11 protein-coding genes are annotated in these 18,780 nt (G+C 64.8%); 5 read left to right on the plus strand and 6 right to left on the minus strand.

Translation table 11 applies throughout. The annotated features are described in order from the left end of the window. Positions 1-156 precede the first annotated feature (156 nt). The 3 genes from UC34_RS16655 to UC34_RS16665 form a co-directional block, all read right to left on the minus strand. The gene (locus tag UC34_RS16655) at positions 157-1,359 is read right to left on the minus strand and encodes an arabinose transporter (RefSeq protein WP_044456427.1); all 1,203 of its coding nucleotides are present in this window, start codon (positions 1,357-1,359) and stop codon (positions 157-159) included. A 498-nt stretch (positions 1,360-1,857) separates the two neighbouring features. Then, on the minus strand, positions 1,858-3,465 hold the full coding sequence (locus UC34_RS16660) for a Na/Pi cotransporter family protein (protein ID WP_044456428.1): 1,608 nt from the start codon (positions 3,463-3,465) through the stop codon (positions 1,858-1,860). Between the two features lie 37 nt (positions 3,466-3,502). Further along, on the minus strand, positions 3,503-4,288 hold the full coding sequence (locus tag UC34_RS16665) for a TetR/AcrR family transcriptional regulator (RefSeq protein WP_237165130.1): 786 nt from the start codon (positions 4,286-4,288) through the stop codon (positions 3,503-3,505). On the opposite strand from UC34_RS16665, the gene UC34_RS16670 reads away from it, so the two are divergent. The 3 genes from UC34_RS16670 to UC34_RS16680 all read left to right on the plus strand — a co-directional run bounded on the left by UC34_RS16670 (position 4,287) and on the right by UC34_RS16680 (position 7,931). Further along, positions 4,287-5,126, plus strand: a complete 840-nt coding sequence (locus UC34_RS16670; protein ID WP_044456431.1) for a metal-dependent hydrolase — start codon at positions 4,287-4,289, stop codon at positions 5,124-5,126. The two genes, UC34_RS16665 and UC34_RS16670, sit on opposite strands and share 2 nt — an antisense overlap. Positions 5,127-5,494: 368 nt before the next feature. Then, the gene (locus UC34_RS16675) at positions 5,495-6,535 is read left to right on the plus strand and encodes a porin (protein ID WP_044456432.1); all 1,041 of its coding nucleotides are present in this window, start codon (positions 5,495-5,497) and stop codon (positions 6,533-6,535) included. 103 nt (positions 6,536-6,638) lie between these two features. Next, a complete protein-coding gene (locus UC34_RS16680; RefSeq protein ID WP_044456433.1) occupies positions 6,639-7,931 on the plus strand; it encodes an NCS2 family permease in 1,293 nt (430 codons plus the stop codon). A 155-nt stretch (positions 7,932-8,086) separates the two neighbouring features. Here the strand turns inward: UC34_RS16680 and UC34_RS16685 are convergent, their stop codons facing one another. Then, positions 8,087-8,812 carry a GNAT family N-acetyltransferase gene (locus tag UC34_RS16685; protein ID WP_044456434.1) on the minus strand — a complete coding sequence of 242 codons (726 nt, stop codon included), beginning with the start codon at positions 8,810-8,812 and terminating at the stop codon, positions 8,087-8,089. Between the two features lie 105 nt (positions 8,813-8,917). Between UC34_RS16685 and pdxR the strand changes: the two genes are divergently transcribed. Continuing rightward, complete coding sequence (pdxR, locus tag UC34_RS16690) at positions 8,918-10,504, plus strand: MocR-like pyridoxine biosynthesis transcription factor PdxR (protein WP_044456435.1); 1,587 nt, start codon at positions 8,918-8,920, stop codon at positions 10,502-10,504. Between the two features lie 132 nt (positions 10,505-10,636). On the opposite strand, the gene UC34_RS16695 is transcribed toward pdxR, so the two are convergent. Next, positions 10,637-11,893, minus strand: coding sequence for an MFS transporter (locus UC34_RS16695; RefSeq protein WP_237165131.1), 1,257 nt, complete (start codon positions 11,891-11,893; stop codon positions 10,637-10,639). 141 nt (positions 11,894-12,034) lie between these two features. Beyond that, the gene (locus tag UC34_RS16700; RefSeq protein WP_044458300.1) at positions 12,035-17,104 is read right to left on the minus strand and encodes an NAD-glutamate dehydrogenase; all 5,070 of its coding nucleotides are present in this window, start codon (positions 17,102-17,104) and stop codon (positions 12,035-12,037) included. 212 nt (positions 17,105-17,316) lie between these two features. On the opposite strand from UC34_RS16700, the gene dbpA reads away from it, so the two are divergent. Continuing rightward, entirely contained in the window at positions 17,317-18,756 is a 1,440-nt protein-coding gene (gene dbpA, locus UC34_RS16705) for an ATP-dependent RNA helicase DbpA (RefSeq protein ID WP_072617501.1), read from the plus strand. The last annotated feature ends 24 nt before the right edge of the window (positions 18,757-18,780 follow it).

Here is an 18,780-nt window from a genome sequence, read left to right on the forward strand (position 1 = left end):
ATTGTAAACCATAGGACACCTCCCGATATGGAACGCTTCCTCAATCTTTCAGCGTTTTCTTAAATCTAGATCGTCGGGAATGTCGTAAGGACGTGATGCCGTGGTAATGCCGTGGGCAAATTGGCACGCAGCGACACCGTTGCTGCGCGCCAACAATCAGCGCTGCCGCGCGCGCAACGAGACCACCACCATGACCCCGATGACCGCTGCGATGGCGCCGCACAGGAACACGGCGCGGTAACCGAACGGGTTGGCGACGGCGCCCGCGAGCGGCCCGGTGGCGAGAATGGCGACGTCCTGAAACGCGGCGTATGTCCCCAGACTCGTGCCACGGCTCGCCGCCGGGGCGCGCTTGACCACTTCGATGCCCAGCGACGGGAAGATCAGCGACGCGCCCGCACCCGCCAACGCCGTGCCGAGCAGCGCCAGCCACGCCACGGGCGCTTGCCAGACGATGAGCAAACCGATCGCCTCGACGGCGAGCGACGCCTGCGCCACACGCAGATTACCGAGGCGCTCGGGCCAGCGTCCGCCGATGAGCCGCATCAGCACGAATGCCGCGCCGAAGGCAGACAACGCGATCGCTGCCCCGGTCCAGCGCGACGCTTCGAAGTACAACACGACGAACGCACCGACCACCGCAAAGCCAACGCCCTGCAACGCGAGCGCCAGGCCGGGCAGGAACACGATGCGCAGCACTTGCGAATACGGCAACGCGCCGCCCGCATGATGCGCGGGCGCGACACCGGGAATACGCGCGATGACAGCCCAGCCGGCCAGCGGCAGCAAGCAGATGGCGATGGCGACGCCCACGAGTGTCGTCGATCCATATAACGCCAGTCCGAGCGGCGCACCGACCGCAAACCCGCCAAAGACGGCGGCACCGGTCCATGACATCACTCGCCCCGATTGCGGTGCGCCGAGACTGCCGATGGCCCACGTGAGCGTGCCCGTGATGACCAGACTCTCGCCCACGCCCAGCAGCAAACGCGCCGCTGTCAACGTGGCCAGGCGCGGCGCCGGCGCAATCGACAACAGACTCGTAGCGAGCAGCGCAAGGCCGGACAGCGCGACGAATGACAGACCGCGCATCAGCGCAATGCGTGCGCCACGCTGGTCGGCCGTGCGGCCCGCGAACTTGCGGGTGAGCACCGTGGCGAGCGACTGCACGCCCACGGCAAAACCGACGATGACGTTGTGATAACCCAGCGTGTTATGCACGAAGAGCGGCACGACGGATAGCGACATGCCGATCGTCAGGCACGCGAGAAAAACGTTTAACGAAAAGCGCAGGAGCAACGCCGTGGCGTTGGCGGGCGCGGCGGCCGTCGGATGGGCCGATGCAGCGGTGGACGACATACGAAAAGACTCCAAGGGTTGCCGCGCGGCGCTGAACGAAGGGCGGAAAGTCGAAAAGTAACGCATACGCCCAACGAGAAACGACAGACGCCAGCCGGCAGACGAACAACCGCAACGGGGGATCGGATCGAAACAGGCAAATCGGGAAGAGACGGCGCTTGTGGCGCTCAGAGAACCCGGAACAGCGCTGAATGGGCTGACCGGCCGTTCACCAGCGAACGCACGCCCCTCGACCGAGTCGCCGGATCACCGGCCGCCGTCGCGGGGAATGCGTTGGATGACGTGAACGCTTACGTGACATGGGCGATGCACTGCCAATGCCAAAAATCTGTCGTTATTCTAGCCACGCATGTTGCGTTGCGCAAGCGTCGTGCAGGCCGCACGAAACGGACATCGCGGACATCGCGGACACCGCGGACACGCCGATGCATTGGACACGTCTGATGTCGCCGTCGAGCGCCGCCCGACATACCACCCACCGTTGGCAAGACATCACGATCAGTCGATCGGATCCGTGCCCTTCGCCCTGCGGGTGCTGGCCTTGATCGTCTGTTGCAGCGCGCGTCGCAGCGCGCTGTAGCGACGCAACGCCTCTTCCATCACGGAGATGCGCGCATTGCCCGCAGCGCCGTCGGCGAGCAACTTGGCCTTGAGGCCGCCGTAGGCGGCTTCCATCGCCGCCGCATGCGTGCCGAGGGAGTCGCCGCCGTCCGAGGGCAACGCATCGCTTTCGATGTGATCGAGCAACGCGGTCGACTCACGCAGGAACGACGTGTACACATCGGAGAGTCCCGTGGCCGTCGTCGTCTGATCCTGCAACGCCGCGGCGGCGATCGCCTGCTCCGCGGCACTCTCGTAATACCGCAGTGTGCGCAGAGTATCGGCGAGTCGTTCGGCGGCGGCGGCCTCCATCGCTACGCGACTCATGCGCTCTGCGAACGACTGGCATACGCTGCCCAGTCGTGTCACCGACGCATGCTCCTGCGCCAGCACGCCGGGACTCATGCCCGTGAGCGCGCCGCGCACCATATGCCGACTCATGGCGCCCAGGCGCTCGACTTCGCGCTTGAGCGCGTCCACCGCCAGTTGCGGCACCTGCAACACGTTGTCGTCGAGAAACTGCGGCGCACCTTCGTCCTCCTCACGGGTCCGAAAGCGCCGCTGCAACCAGTGAAGCAACGGCGTGGCGAGCGGAATCATCAGCAGTACGCCCAGCACATTGAATGTCGTATGGAAGATCGCGAGCTTGATGGCAGGATCGGTTTCGTATCCCATCCACGCCATACCCGCCGAGATGGCGCGGATCATCCACGGCAACAGCAGCAGCGCGACCACGGCGGCAACCACGTTGAACGCCACGTGCGCCATCGAGGCGCGGCGGGCATTCGGCGTGGCCCCGATCGCCGCGATCACTGCCGTCAGCGTGGTGCCGATGTTGGCGCCGATCACGACGGCGGCCGCGCCTTGCGCGCTCAGCAGGCCGTTTTGCGCCGCCGTCAGCGTAATGGCCATCGCAGCGGCCGACGATTGCACGATGCACGTGAGCACGAAACCGACGATGACCTGCATCAGCACGTCGAGCGGCCCGTCGCCATCGGGCATGCGGATCATGCTCGCCATATCGATGAACGCCGATTGCAGCAACGAAATGCCGAAGAAGAGCAGGCCGAAACCGGCGAGGGCGTTGCCGATGGCGCCACGTCGAGAGCCCGCACCGCTCAGGCGCATCGCCACGCCGACGGCGATCATCGGCAATGCGAAGGCGTCGATATTGAACTTGAGGCCGATGACCGCAACGATCCACCCCATCATGGTGGAGCCGAGGTTGGAGCCGAACATGAGCCAGAGCGCACCGCCCAGTTTGAGCAATCCGGCGTTCACGAAGCCGATCGTCGCAATCGTCACGACCGACGAGCTTTGCGTGATGGCGGTCACAAGCACGCCCGAGGCAAAGGCTTGCCAGCGCGTTCGCGTTGCACCGGCGAGAATACGCTCCAGCGCGGGGCCCGCTGCGAGTTTGAGGCCATCGGTCATCATCGACATGCCGATGAGGAAGATACCGACGCCACCTGCCAGAATGCTTACCGCCCCCACGATTTCACCCATGCAAAGCGTCCCCTCGTGAGACGCCCCGTTTGAGGCGTCAGTTATCGGCGCGCAACAATCCCCAGCATAACCGGTAAAGCTCGTCCTCGAACTCCGGAGTGCCAAGTAATGGCGAGTCTTCCAGTACGGCCGAGCGGAGTGTGCCCATGAAGGCGCGCGTCAGCACGAAGACGGTGGCGGCCGTGGGTTTGCGCATCTCGGGAGCGTCGCGCCTCGCCATGGCAATGGCAATGTGTTCGGCGGCTTCGCGCATCGCCTGCATGACATTCTCGTGGTGATCCATCTGCCACGCCATCTTGATGAGCGAACGCTTCACACGCCCGCCCGAGCCAAACGCTTCGACCAGCATCCGGATCCGTTCCCGGATCACCCGTTCCGGATCGTCCCCCTGCGCGGCGGCTTGTGCGAGACGCTCGTTCATTTCGTCCATGACGCGACGACGTTCGCGCGCAATCATCGCCAGCAGGATGGCCTCTTTGGTCGGGAAATATTGATACAGCGTGCCAATAGAGAAACCGGCCTTTTTCGCGATGCGGTTGGTGGTGAGCGCGGCCTCGCCTTCTTCGTCGAGAACCTGAGCGGTTGCCTCGAAAATGGTCTCGACGGTGTGTTGTGCGCGCGCCTGCATGGGCCGCTTTCGCATGGTGGACGCGGCGTTCGGCGTGGCGGGCGGCTTGGATGCTGACATAACAAAAAACCTGAGCGGGAAGCGAGTTGCGGCAGGACGCCGAGAAAATGAATAATGCTCACATTCGCTACGAAATTCAAGAGACGGCGTCATCGGCATCATCGGCGTCACATTGAAGAGAGGTCCAGCCATCATGAGCAACGACATTTCCGCCCTGACCGTGCGCAAGCTGAGCGTCGATCTGGCCAGCGGCTTCGATCGTCACTGGCACAGTGGCGACGCCTATCGCACCATGTATTACAACGCCCTGTCGATGAGTTTTCCCGTCGGCGAGCAATCGTTCATCGATTCGGTACGCGACACGATGGATCGCCTGCCGCAGGATCCGCGCTACGACAAGCTTCGCGCCGACATCGCCCAATTCATCGGACAGGAAGCCACCCATCGCCATCTGCATGGCCAGTACAACGCGCATCTCGCCAAACAGGGGTTCGTGAACCATTGGGAAAACTGGGCGACACGACGTATCCGGTTCGCCCGGCGGCGCAACTTCTCGCCGATGTACATGCTGGCGATCACCGCCGCGTACGAACACTGCACGGCGGTCTTCGGCGACGGCGCATTGCGTTACGACAACTGGCTCGCGAACGCCGAGCCGAAAATGCGCCTGATGTGGCGCTGGCACGCGGCGGAGGAAACCGAGCACAAGGCCGTCGCATTCGATCTGTATCGTGCGCTGGGCGGCAGCGAGCGGCAGCGCGTGTTGTCGTTCCTTTATGTCCTGCTCATGTTCGCGCTGGAAAGCCACGCGCAGACGATCAACAATCTCTGGCACGACGGCACGCTGTTCAAGCCGCGTACCTGGATGGGCTTTTTCTCAATGTTCTTCGGGCGCGACGCCGTCTTCTGGCGCACGGCCGGGCCGATGCTCAAATATGTGTTGCCGTCGTTCCATCCGAATCGCCACGGCGATCCGGCCCTCGCGCAGCACTGGCTCGAAACACACAACGCCAACTGGCGCGCCGTTCGCTGATTCCCTGGCGCCACCGGTTTTCCGGCCACTTGCGCATCGCCCGCCTCCTGTCTCTCATCCCTTGCCGCTGACCGCCCACGGTCAGCGGCTTTTCCTTGTCTGCCATCCCCCGCAAATCGCGCTACGCAATAGCGAAACCGCCGGTGTTAACCCGAAAAGTGTGACGGTAACAACGGAATACCGAGTATCAACGTCGCGTGATATTTCGTATGAGGCAACTTGATAATAATGATCACGCCTCAACGCAACACCGATAACCGCGCGATGCGAAGTCAGTGTGTCAATGACTCAGGCGTGCCCCCTTGCACTCTTCGGTGGAAAGAGAGATTCGAGGCACGCACATACGAAAACGAGACGGAGACACATTCATGAGCAAGGCAGCAGGTTGGCTGCGGGGCGCGCTCGCCCTCGCGGTTTGCGGCGCGGCGGGCGTCGCCCAGGCGCAATCGAACGTATCCCTTTACGGTCAGGTCGACGCCTGGGTCGGCGCGGCCAAGGCCCCCGGCGGCGAACGCGCGTGGACCCAGGGCGGCGGTGGCATGTCGACCTCGTACTGGGGGATGAAAGGATCGGAGGACCTTGGCGACGGCCTCAAGGCGATCTTCACGCTGGAAGACTTCTTCCTGCCGCAGAGCGGCCGTTACGGCCGCTTCACCGGTGACAGCTTCTTCTCGCGCAACGCCTACGTCGGCCTGCAATCGAATACGCTCGGCACGGTCACGATGGGCCGGCTCACCACGTCGTACTTCGTCTCGACGATTCTGTTCAACCCGTTCGTCGATTCCTATACTTTCAGCCCGATGGTCTATCACACGTTCCTCGGCCTAGCCGGTCAGGGCATTGTGGGCGACTCGGGCTGGAGCAATGCCGTGATGTACGCCACGCCCGACTACAAGGGGCTCGGCGCGAGCTTCTCTTACGCGTTCGGCAACAAGGCGGGCGAGACGGGACAAAACAAGTGGAGCGCCGCCGCGATGTACTTCCACGGCCCGCTCGCCGCCACCCTCGCCTACCAGCAGGTCAAATTCGACGCGGTGCCCGACGATCAGGCCGGCATCACCGGCTTTCGCAATCAGCAGGCGGTGCAAGCCGGCCTGACGTACGACTTCAAGATCGTCAAGCTCTTCGGGCAATATCAGTACATCAAGAACACCATCACCGGCGGCAACCTGACATCCAATGGCGGACAGCTCGGCTTGACCGTGCCTTTGGGTGGCGGCAACGTGATGGCGTCCTATGCTTATACGAAGAACTCGGGCGCGAACAACAGCAGCCGCAACACCTGGGCGATCGGCTACGACTACAGCCTCTCCAAACGTACCGACGTGTACACCGCCTACCTCAACGACAAGGTCTCCGGTCTGGAAGCCGGGAATACTTTCGGGGTGGGCATGCGCATGAAGTTCTGACAAACTCGTCTGCAAATTCGGTGGCGCGCACGCGCGCGCAGTACAATGCGCGCGCCCCCGCTGCACACGGACAACGGCATAACAAAGTCACAAGGAGAGCACGTTGCTGACCAAATTCTTCAAACTCGAGGAGCATGGCTCCAATGTACGGACGGAAATGGTGGCGGGTCTCACGACCTTCCTGACCATGTCGTACATCATTTTCGTCAACCCGAATATTCTCGGCACGACCGGCATGGACAAGAGCGCCGTGTTCGTGGCGACGTGTCTTGCCGCCGCCATCGGCTCGGTCGTGATGGCCTTCGTGGCGAACTACCCGATCGGCATGGCGCCCGGCATGGGCCTCAACGCCTTCTTCGCCTTCACGGTCGTGGGCGCGATGGGCTACACATGGCAGCAAGCGCTGGGGGCCGTTTTCATCTCGGGGTGTCTGTTCATCATCCTGACGGTAACGGGCGTGCGATCCTGGCTCATAGCCGGGGTACCCAAATCGTTGCGATGCGCCATCGCTGCGGGTATCGGTCTGTTCCTCGCGATCATCGCCCTCGGTAACGCCGGGGTGGTCGTCGCCAATCCGGCCACGAAGATCGGTCTGGGCGACCTCCATTCGCCGCAGGCGCTGCTCGCGATCTTCGGTTTCTTCCTGATTGCCGTGCTCGACGCCCTGCGCGTGCGTGGCGCCATCCTGATCGGCATTCTGGTGGTGACGGTGCTCTCGATGGTGCTCGGCCTGAACCAGTTCCAGGGCGTGTTCGCCATGCCCCCGAGCCTGGCGCCGACGTTCCTCCAGCTCGACATTCCCGGGGCATTGCATGCCGGCTTCGTGCACGTGATTCTGGCGTTCGTGCTGGTCGAAGTGTTCGACGCGACGGGCACGCTCATGGGCGTGGCCAAGCGCGCCGGGCTGCTCGAAGGCACGCATTACAAGGGACTGGGACGCGCGCTGTTCGCCGACTCCATCGCGATCTTCATCGGTTCGCTGCTGGGCACGAGCAGCACGACGGCGTATGTCGAGAGCGCTTCGGGCGTGCAGGCCGGTGGCCGCACGGGTCTCACGGCGCTCACGATTGCCGTGCTGTTCATCCTCGCGCTGTTCATCGCGCCGCTCGCGGGCTCGGTGCCGGCCTATGCCGCCGCACCGGCGCTGCTCTATGTGGCGGGCCTGATGCTGCGCGAGCTGCTCGACGTCGAGTGGGACGACATCACCGAAGCCACGCCCGCAGCCCTCACCGCGCTGGCGATGCCGTTCACGTACTCCATTGCCACGGGTCTGGCCTTCGGCTTCATCTCGTACGCCGTACTCAAGCTGTTCACGGGCCGCGCGAAGGACGTGCATCCGGCCGCCTGGGTCATCGCTGCGCTCTTCGTGCTGAAGTACATCTTCTTCCCGGGCTGATCGAGGCACTGCTATACGTCATACCGACGCAAGGCTTCGTCGCAACACGTAGCTAAACGTGGCTGAACGTGGCTAAACGTGGCTAAACGTCGCAAAAAAATCGGCCCGCCGAACCATCGTTCGGCGGGCCGATTGCTTTGTGTCTTGCGACGGGCTCAGGCCCGGGCGGCGGCAATCAACGCGGCAAGCCCCGCACGGTGCTGGCCGTGCGCGTCGAAATTCTCCGGCGAAAGCCACTGCTCGAAGCCTCGGCTGATGGCCGGCCATTCGCTGTCGATGATCGAGAACCACGCGGTGTCCCGGCTTCGGCCACGATAAACGATGGCCTGTCGGAAGATGCCCTCGAACGTAAAACCGTAGCGGGCGGCCGCGCGACGCGACGGCGCGTTCAGCGCGTCGCACTTCCACTCGTAGCGGCGATAGCCGAGTTCATCGAACGCGCGACGCATCAGCAGATATTGGGCTTCCGTTCCCGCGCGCGTGCGCTTGAGCAACGGCGAATAGGCCACGTGGCCGACTTCCACCACTCCGTTCGCGGGATCGATGCGCATGAGCGCCAACGTCCCGACCGCTTTGCCGGTCACGGTGTCGACGATCGCGTGATGCAGCGGATCGGTGGACGCCGCGAGTTTGGTCGCATAGGCGTAGTAGCTGTCGAAATCCGGGAACGGCCCCCCGCTCATGTAAGTCCAGTCCCGGCCATCGGGGGCGGTGGCGTAAGCGTCGAAGAGGTCTTTCGCGTGACGCTCCACGTCGATCGCCTCCAGACGACAGTACCGGCCCTGGATCGGCGTGCGCGGCGGGAGCGCACGCGGCTTCCAGTCCGGCAGCGGCGGGCCGATCGGCTGGTCGTAGTCATTGAAGTTCGGGGCGTCGGTCATATCTGTCTGATCTCCGGCAAGTGGCTGGCAGGATGGTGGCGATACTTAAGTTATCGCTTCGGTGGTACGATGAAAAGCACCACTCAAAGTCAATCTCTTGGTGCCATGACTTCGCTGCCCAAATCGCGACTTACTCCCGCCGAGCCTGCGCCCGAAAACGTCGCCGCGCTTTTCGACAGCCCGCTCGCGACCGGCCCGGGTCGCAGCACCTCGCTTCAGAAGCAACTGCTCTCGCGTCTCAAACACGCCATTCTGGAAGGACGCCTGCCTGCCGGCGCGCGGCTGCCGGCCTCGCGCACGCTCGCGGAAGACCTCGCCGTCTCGCGCAATACCGTGTCGATCGTCTACGATCAGCTCGCCGCCGAGGGCTTCATCGTCCCGCACCGGCTCGGCACACGTGTGGCGCAGCTTTCGCTGGACCCGGACATCGCCGCTCAGGCGGCACAGGTGGCCAGAACGGTTGTCCCGACGCACGCCACACCCGCCATCGCGGCGCAAGCCGGCAACGCGCCGCTCGCTTCGCGCCGCATCCAGCGCCTGCCCGCCACACGCCACGCCGCGCGCGCCGACGAAACGCCGCTGCCTTTCACACCGGGCGTGCCCGCCCTCACCCGCTTTCCGGCGAGCACGTGGCGTCGCACGTTGGAGCGCGTGATGCGCGAGGCCCAGCCGCGCCACTATCATTACGGCGACCCGCTCGGCGAACCGGCGCTGCGCGACGCCATTGCCAGCCACCTGCGCATCTCTCGCGGCGTGCGCTGCGACGCGTCGCAAGTCGTCATCACCGAAGGCGCGCACGAGGCATTGATTCTTTGCGTGCGCCTGCTCATCGACCCGGGCGATACGGTATGGATGGAAGACCCGGGATATCGCGGCGCGAAGGCCGCCTTCCATACGAGCGACGTGCGCTTGCAGGCGCTGCGTGTCGATGATGAGGGCATCGTAATTCCGGAAGGACTTTGGGAGCGATCGCCCCCCCGGCTGGTGTATGTGACGCCATCGCATCAATACCCGCTCGGCAGCGTGTTGTCGGCGTCGCGCCGCCTCGATCTGATCGCGCAGGCGCGACGCCACGGCGCATGGATTCTCGAAGACGATTACGACAGCGAGTTTCGCCATCAGGGCGAACCCATCGCCGCCATGCAGGGCATGGTGCCGGATGCCCCCGTGGTCTATGTCGGCACCTTCAGCAAGACGATGTTCCCGGCGCTGCGCCTGGGCTTTCTGATCTTGCCGACGACGCTCGCCGCACAAGCCCGCGACGCGCTCGATGAACTCCTGCGTGGCGGCCATCGCTTCGAACAACTGGCGCTCGCGGATTTCATTCGCAGCGGGCAATTCGCGCGGCATCTGGGACGGATGCGGCGGTTGTACCGGGAGCGTCAGACGGCGTTGCGCGAGGCACTGGCCACGCACTTCGATCCCGCGTACGCGGTCATCGGAGAGCGCTGCGGATTGCATCTGACGGTACGTCTCGACCCGGCGTTTCCGGACAAGGCGATCGTGGCGGCGGCGCAGCGCGAAGGCATCGGCCCTCGCGCGCTGTCGAGCTTTGCGCTCGAACCACAACCGGCGGACAACGGGCTGGTGATCGGTTACGGGGACACGGACGCGTCCCGCATACCCGGGTTGGTCAGGCGATTGGCGGCAATCGTGGCGGCGCAGGCAGGGCAAACGATCGCGCAGCGGTGACCTTGGGCGGGTATCGAAACGACCTCGGGGACGACGTCAGGGACAAGCTCAGGGACAACATCACGCCATCATCCGAGCGACATCGATCCGACATCAGCCCGACGTCCGTCCTAAGACGGACGTGCGGCTCGATCAGGCCGACGGTGCAGTGCGCGTCGGCTTGCCGCCCGGCTCGCCGGGGGCTTCCGTGCCATGCGCCGCGCCGACGAGCGCGTTGCGCGACATCCAGAGCGTGAGCAGGACAGCGGCAATGGCTGCCAGCGCCGCACACAGATACACCTCGGCGTAACCGTACGCGCCGACGATCAGACCGGCGACGGGACCGGTCACGCCGAGCGCGACATCGAGAAACACCGAGTACGCCCCGAGGGCCGCGCCGCGGTTTTGCGCGGGCACGAGGTTGACTGCGGCTACGCCCAGCGACGGGAAGACAAGCGAGAAGCCCGCACCGGAGAGCGCCGCGCCGAGCAGCGCCGTAAAGCCGGTCGGCGCGATACCGAGCACGATCAGACCGAACGCTTCGAGCGCGAACGAGGCCATGGCGACGCGATAACCGCCGAAGCGTCCGATGCTGCTGCCCAGCAGCAGACGCACGCCCATGAAACACAATCCGAATGCCGTCAACGCCAGCGCAGCGTTATCCCAGTGATGGCTGGCGTAGTACAGCGTGATGAACGTGGAAATGGCGCCAAAGCCGATCGAGCCCAGTGCAAGGCCCATGCCGAACGGCAGCACGCGGCCCAGCACTGCGCGAAACGCCAGACGTTCGCCGTGAATCACCGGCGTTGCCCGCTTCATGCGCGCCAGCAGCAGACCGAGGATGCCGGAGGCCGCCACCGCGCCGCCCACCGCCTCGATGCCATACGCGTTGTTGAGCGCCACGCCGAGCGGAGCGCCGAGGGCCAGCGCGCCGTAAGTCGCCACGCCGTTCCAGGAAATGACACGCGCCGTGTGCGACGGCCCCACCTGCCCGATGCCCCACATGATTGCGCCCGTCGACACCCAACTCTCGCCGAAGCCGAGCACCAGACGTCCCGCAATCAGCGCGAGCAACGCCAGCCACGGCACGCCGCTGAGCACGCCGCCCAGTGCGACGAGCAGCCCCGACGCCCCGCATGCGACCAGACCGCACAGGACAGTGCGCTTCGGGCCCCACGCATCGGCAGTGCGTCCCGCATAGGGGCGTGAGAGCAGCGTGGCAAGATACTGAACGCTGATGGCCAGCCCGGCGATCACCGAGCTATACGCCAGATCCACGTGAACGAACGACGGCAGCACGGCAAGCGGCAGGCCGATCGTCAGATAGCAGAGGAACGTGAAGAACACGGTGGAGACGATCTGCAACGTCGTGGCGAACTGGCCGTTCGCAGGGCGGGTGTCGGTAGGCATTGCGCAGGGGATCAGGAATCGACGAAACCCCAGGACGCGACAACCCGCACGACGGGCAAGCATGCGTGCGGGTTGACTCAATCCTAGGGTTTTCCCGGATCATACGCCGGTTTGCCACTTTTGTGTAAACGCTTAAAAACCCTAACGCCCAACCTCCGCCAGCGATTTCAGGCTGACTGACAACATGGCGAGGTCCGCGTTGCCTGTTGCGACCTGATCGGCCAGCACGCGGTGGTAGCGGGCGAGCGCTTCGGCATGCGCCGTCTGCCAGTTCGCCACCAATCGGCTCGCAGGGCTGCCCGCTTCGCCCTTTGTGCCCTCCTCGCCCTTTGTGCCCTCTTCGCCCTTTGTGCCCTCCTCGTCCTCTGTGCCCTGCGCGCCCTCCGCGGTCTCGTCCGACGGCGCATCGTCGCCCGGCCCACGGCTCGTGCGCTCGAGCACGCTCGCCGTCAGACGCCGCCGCAAGACCGACAGCTCTTCGAGCAAGGTCGCGCGCGCGAGTCGCTGCCAGTGCGTCTGCATCGGCAGCCCGAGCACGCCGCTATGCAGCCAGCCGTAGCCGAGCGGCGCATCGAGTGCGAAATACACCTGCGCGGCGAGCGTCGGCTCGCACCCGGTGGTGCTGGCGACTTCGGCAATGTCGAGCAACGCCACACGCGCCCCGATGCCTGCGGCGGTCTGCGCCAGCAGCGGTGGCACCCCGGCGTCGATCATCGCCTGACATCGGGCCTGGGCCGCTTGCGCCGCGTCGCCGCTCACCAGCGTGTCGAGGGTCGGCAAGATGGGGTCCAGCACGCTGCGCAAGCGCGCGACGGTCCGCGGCACGTCGGTGAGGCGCCGTCGCAGGAACCACAACGTCGCCTGCTCGTGCCATTGGTCGAGCGCCGAGAAGAGCGATGCCTGCGTCTCATGCGACACACGGGCGTCCAACGCATCGATATCGCGCCACAGGGCGTCCAGCCCGAACACGCCCCGCGCCGCGAGACTTGCCCGCACGACGTCCGCAGGCTCCGCCCCCGTCTCCTCGCTTAACCGATGGACGAACGTCACCCCGGCCCGGTTGACGAGGGCATTGGCGTGCATCGTCGCGAGAATTTCCCGTTTGAGCGGGTGACGCTGCATTGCCGCGCCACATCGTGCCGCCAATGGCGTCGGGAAATAGGACGGCAGCCCCTGGGCGACGAAATCCGCATCCGGCAGATCGCTTGCCAGCAACAGGTCGTACAGCCACATCTTGCTGTAAGCCATCAGCACGGCCCGCTCCGGCGAAGTCAGCCCGGCCCCTGCCGCGCGGCGCGCGTCGAGCGCCTCGTCGTCGGGCAAAAACTCGATCGCGCGCGCAAGCCGCTGCGTCCTTTCCAGGTAACGCATGAAGCGCGCATCTGCGTCGAGCGCCGCCGCCGAGCGTAGCCGGCCAAGCGATAACGCCTGCGTTTGCAGATAGTTGTCGCGCAGCACCAGCGTGCCGACTTCCTCGGTCATTTCCGCGAGCAACGCATTGCGCTGCTTGAGTGTCATCTCGCCATCGGCGACGACGAGCCCCAGCAATATCTTGATGTTGACCTCATGGTCGGAACAGTCGACGCCGGCGGAATTGTCGATGGCATCGGTATTGATGCGCCCGCCATGTTGCGCATACTCGATGCGGCCGAGTTGTGTGAGCCCGAGATTGCCACCCTCGGCCACGACCTTGCAGCGCAACTCTGCACCGTTGACCCGCAAGCCGTCGTTTGCACGGTCGCCGACCTGGGCGTGCGTCTCGGCGCTCGCCTTGACGTAGGTGCCGATGCCCCCGTTGTAGAGCAGGTCGACGGGCGCCGTGAGCAGCGCGCGCAGCAGATCGTTGGGCGCCATCTCGGTGGCATCGACCCCGAGCCATTCCCGGATTTGCGGCGACAACGCAATCGTCTTGGCCGTACGCGCGAAGACGCCCCCGCCCGGCGAGATCCGCTTCGCGTCGTAGTCGGCCCAACTCGAACGCGGCAACTGAAACAGACGCTCGCGCTCCGCAAACGACGTTGCCGCGTCCGGCGTGGGGTCCAGGAAGATATGACGATGGTCGAATGCGGCAACGAGCCGGATGTGTCGGGAGAGCAGCATGCCGTTGCCGAACACGTCGCCCGACATGTCGCCGATGCCCACGACCGTGAAGTCCTGCGTTTGCGTATCGACGCCCATCTCGCTGAAATGCCGCTTGACGGACTCCCACGCACCGCGCGCGGTGATGGCCATCTTCTTGTGGTCGTAGCCGACGGAGCCCCCCGAGGCGAACGCGTCTCCCAGCCAGAAACCGTATTCGGCGGAGATGGCGTTCGCGTAATCCGAGAACGTGGCCGTGCCCTTGTCGGCCGCGACAACGAGATAAGGATCGTCGCCGTCGATGCGCACCGTCTGCGGCGGCGGAACCAGTTGACCGTCGACGTAGTTGTCGGTGAGGTCGAGCAGCCCGCGCAAAAACGTCTGATAACAGGCCACGCCTTCGGCCAGATAGGCGTCGCGATCGCCCGGCGACGGTGGCTGCTTGACCACGAACCCGCCCTTGGAGCCGACCGGCACGATGACCGTGTTCTTCACCATTTGCGCCTTGACCAGCCCAAGGACTTCGGTGCGGAAATCCTCGCGACGGTCCGACCAGCGCAGGCCACCGCGTGCCACACGTCCGCCGCGCAAGTGCACGCCTTCGACGCGGGGCGAATACACCCAGATCTCGAACATCGGCTTGGGTTCGGGCAGCCCCGGCACCTTCGACGGATCGAACTTGAACGACAGGTACGCCTTCTGCGAGTCTTGCGGGTCGTGCGCGCTTTGCGCGCCGCGTTGGGGGGCGTCCTTCGCGGTCTGGAAGTAGTTGGTACGCAGCGTTGCTTCGAGCACCCCGAGGAACTGACGCAGAATGCGGTCTTCGTCGAGATTGGGGACGTCTTCGAGCGCCGCATGGATTTGCGCACGCAGTCGCTCGGCACGTGAATCGCGGACATCCGCACTGAGCAATGGGTCGAAGCGCGCGAGGAACAAGCGTACCAACATGCCCGCGATCGACGGGTTGCCGGTCAGCGCGTTCTCGATATACGCATTGCTGAACGTCGACCCGACCTGCCGTATGTACTTCGCGTACGCCCGCAAGATGCGCACCTCACGCCACGTCAGGCCCGCTTGAAGCACGAGGCGATTGAAATCGTCGTTCTCGACATCGCCCGCCCAGATACGCGCGAAGGCGTCTTCGAAGCGCGAGCGGGCGTGCTCCAGGTCGACATCTGCGCCATCGAGACTCGTCATGCCGAAGTCGTGCATCCACACGACGCCGGTATCGGCCGGCTCGATGCGGTACGGGCGCTCGTCGTTTACCCGCACGCCAAGGTGTTCGAGCATGGGCAAGCTGCGCGACAGCGCGATGGGCTCGCCCGCCTGATAGATCTTGAAACGCAGCGTGCCGGGCGACGCTTCCAGGGGCCGGTACAACTGCATGGCGAGCGGCGTGGCGCTACCCATGCCGGCCGTGTCCGAGGCGCCGGTTTGCGATGCAGGCGGTTGCACGCTCAATAGGGGCTCGATCAATGCCACGTCGCGTACGGCCACGCGTGCGGCGTAATCCTCGCGATACCCTGCAGGGAACGCCTGCGCGTAACGACGCATTGCGCGCGTACCGCGTTCTTCGCCGAGTTGCTCGCGCAGGGCGTCCGACAGATCGTCCTGCCAGCGGCGGGTGGTCTCGACGATGCGGGCTTCCAGGTCGTTGACGTCGACGTCCGGCACCTTGCCCGGTTCGGTGCGCACCGTGATCTGGATGCGCGCGAGCATCGACTCCGAGAGTTGCGGCGTGAATTCGACACTGGTGCCGTGATAGGCCGCGAGCAGGAGGTTCTGCACACGGACGCGAAGATCGGTGTTGAATTTCTCCCGCGGCACGAACACGAGGCAGGACACATAACGGTCGAAGCGATCGCGCCGCACGAACAGCCGTGTGCGTTGACGCTCCTGCAACCGCAGGATGCCCATGGCGATGTCGGCCAGCTGATCGACCTCGATCTGGAACAGTTCGTCGCGTGGATACTGCTCGAGAATCGTTGCGAGCGTCTTGGCGAGGTGCCCGTTCGGCAGGAAGCCCGTGCGCCGGATGACTTCGGCGACCTTGCGGCGCACCAGCGGGATCTCGTCCGCAGGCACCATATAGACGGTGGAGGTGTAAAGACCGAGGAAGCGCCGCTCGCCGCACACCTTGCCTTGCGCATCAAAGCGTTTGACGCCCACGTAGTCGAGGTATCCGGGCCGATGAACGCTCGCGCGCGAGTTCGCTTTCGTCAGGAAAATCGGCGCACTGGCCTGCACGATGCCGATGGCGCCCGGCGACAGGCGTGTCACGTCGGGCGTGCTGGCATCGCGCCGCGACTCGCGCAACACCCCCAGCCCGGTGCCCATCACGCCTTGCAGATAGTGTTCCCCGTCGCGCTCGACCAGTTCGTAGTCTCGATAGCCGAGGAACGTGAAGTGACGCCCGAGCATCCAGTCGAGGAACGCCTGCGCTTCGTCGATCTCGGTGCGCTCATCGGCGCTCACGTCCTTGCGCGCGGCGCGTTGCGTGAGCGATTCGATGGCTGCGTGCGCGGCGGCCTGCATGGCCCGCCAGTCCTCGACCGCCGCCCGTACATCGCCCAGCACGCGTTGCAGGCCATCGGCGAGCGCCTGAATGCGCTCCGGCTCCGAGAACCGGTCGACCTCGATATGGATATACGATTCGAAGCGGCTGCCATCGTCGTCCGTCGCCTGATCGGCATTGCTGCTGCCGGGGGCGACACTCAGCCGCTTGCCTGTCGCGTCGCGCCGAATGCGATAGACGGGGTGGAACGCCGAATGCAGCGCCAGTCCCTGACGGTTGATTTCCATCGTCACCGAATCGACGAGGAACGGCATGTCGTCGTTGACGATTTCCACGACGGTATGACTGCAATGCCAGCCGTGCTGATCGAGCGTGGGGTTGTAGATGCGGATGCGCGGCTCGCCGGAGACGAATTTCTGGCCGAGTTGCCAGTGCGCCATGGCTGCGCCATAAAGATCGGCGACACTGCGCGAGACGACCTCCTCGGCATCGGCCAGACCGTAGTAATGCCGGACGAAGGGCTCGAACAAGGCGGCCACACCGGGCGCACGCTCCTGGGCCATCGTGACGACTTCCGCCATGTGATGGCGGACCTTCTCTTCCGAATTCGCGGGCATGATCACCTCGGCGGGGATGGACGAGACAGCGACTGGCAGATTGCCTGCCCGTCGACGGTGCAACGCAGACGATCCCTCAAAAGCACCAACATGGGACCCGCATCGGACCAGCAAACGACAGGCAAAGCCATGCTACGCCCGGCGGCCCCGCGCTGGCAACGGCGGCTTGCCCTGTCCGGCCTATACCCTATATAAGGTCGGTATAATCGCGCATGAACTCAAAAGCCACCGATTCGCGCAACGACAGCGCCCCCACGACGTCTGCGACGCCGGCATCGCCCTTTTCCAGCCTGCCGCTCTCGCCTGCCATGCAGGAGAACCTCGCACGGCTCGGTTACGTCTCGATGACGCCCATCCAGCAAGCGTCGCTCCCCGACATTCTCGCGGGCCACGACATCATTGCTCAGGCCAAGACCGGCAGCGGCAAAACCGCGGCATTCTCGCTCGGTCTGCTCCAGCGTGTGGACGCACGCGATTTCGCCGTTCAGGCCGCCGTGCTGTGCCCCACGCGCGAACTCGCCGAACAGGTCGCACAGGAAGTGCGCCGCATCGCCCGCGCCGAGGACAACATCAAGGTGCTCACGCTGTGCGGCGGCTCACCGCTGCGCCCGCAGGCCGAGAGCCTTGCGCACGGCGCGCACGTGGTCGTCGGCACCCCGGGTCGCATCATGGATCACCTCGATCGCGGCACGCTCTCGCTCGTCGGTGTGAAGACACTCGTACTCGACGAAGCCGACCGCATGCTCGACATGGGCTTTTTCGACGACATCGCCGCCGTGGCGCGCCAAACGCCCGCCTCGCGCCAGACGCTGCTCTTCTCGGCGACCTACCCGGAAGGCATCGGCAAGCTCGCGCAACGTTTCCTGAAAACGCCGCGCGAGATCCGTCTGGAAGAAAAGCACGACGCCAGCAAGATTCGTCAACGCTTTTACGAGGTGCGCGACGAAGAACGCCTGCACGCAGTCGGCCAGTTGCTCGACCACTTCCGTCCGGTGAGCACGATCGCGTTCTGCAACACGCGCGCGCAGTGCAACGACCTCACGGACGTATTGCGCGCCGAAGGTTTCCACGCGCTCACCCTGCACGGCGATCTGGAGCAACGCGAGCGCGACATGGTGCTGATCCAGTTCGCGAACCGCAGTTGCTCGGTGCTGGTGGCAACGGACGTCGCCGCACGCGGTCTGGACATCGCGCAGCTCGAAGCGGTCATCAACGTCGACGTGACGCCCGACCCGGAAGTCTACGTGCACCGCATCGGCCGCACGGGCCGCGCCGACGAAGACGGCTGGGCGTTCAGTCTGGCGTCGATGGACGAAATGGGACGCGTGGGCAATATCGAGGCCGCCATGGGCGCCGAGGTTCAGTGGCACAAGCTCTCGGAACTCACGCCCACGGGCAGCGGCCATCTGCTCCCGCCAATGGTGACGATCCAGATGCTGGGCGGGAAGAAGGACAAGATCCGTCCGGGCGATGTGCTCGGCGCGCTTACGGGCGAGGCCGGGTTCGCCGCGTCGCAGATCGGCAAGATCAACGTGCTGGAGAACTTCACGTATATTGCGGTTGAGCGCGACATCGCGCCGGTCGCATTGCGCAAGATGGCCGACGGCCGCGTCAAAGGCCGCAAGGTCAAGGTAAGATTCCTTCAGGATTGATTTTCGGACTGTCCCCTGAGCGCC

It is taken from the genome of Pandoraea vervacti, from assembly GCF_000934605.2.
GTDB classification, from domain to species: domain Bacteria; phylum Pseudomonadota; class Gammaproteobacteria; order Burkholderiales; family Burkholderiaceae; genus Pandoraea; species Pandoraea vervacti.

Coding starts and splice junctions, on each gene's coding strand:
- UC34_RS16655 (WP_044456427.1), bottom strand. CDS start 1,359: ATGTCGTCCACCGCTGCATCGGCCCATCCGACGGCCGCCGCGCCCGCC.
- UC34_RS16660 (WP_044456428.1), bottom strand. CDS start 3,465: ATGGGTGAAATCGTGGGGGCGGTAAGCATTCTGGCAGGTGGCGTCGGT.
- UC34_RS16670 (WP_044456431.1), top strand. CDS start 4,287: ATGAGCAACGACATTTCCGCCCTGACCGTGCGCAAGCTGAGCGTCGAT.
- UC34_RS16665 (WP_237165130.1), bottom strand. CDS start 4,288: ATGATGGCTGGACCTCTCTTCAATGTGACGCCGATGATGCCGATGACG.
- UC34_RS16675 (WP_044456432.1), top strand. CDS start 5,495: ATGAGCAAGGCAGCAGGTTGGCTGCGGGGCGCGCTCGCCCTCGCGGTT.
- UC34_RS16685 (WP_044456434.1), bottom strand. CDS start 8,812: ATGACCGACGCCCCGAACTTCAATGACTACGACCAGCCGATCGGCCCG.
- pdxR (WP_044456435.1), top strand. CDS start 8,918: ATGACTTCGCTGCCCAAATCGCGACTTACTCCCGCCGAGCCTGCGCCC.
- UC34_RS16695 (WP_237165131.1), bottom strand. CDS start 11,893: ATGCCTACCGACACCCGCCCTGCGAACGGCCAGTTCGCCACGACGTTG.
- UC34_RS16700 (WP_044458300.1), bottom strand. CDS start 17,104: ATGCCCGCGAATTCGGAAGAGAAGGTCCGCCATCACATGGCGGAAGTC.
- dbpA (WP_072617501.1), top strand. CDS start 17,317: ATGAACTCAAAAGCCACCGATTCGCGCAACGACAGCGCCCCCACGACG.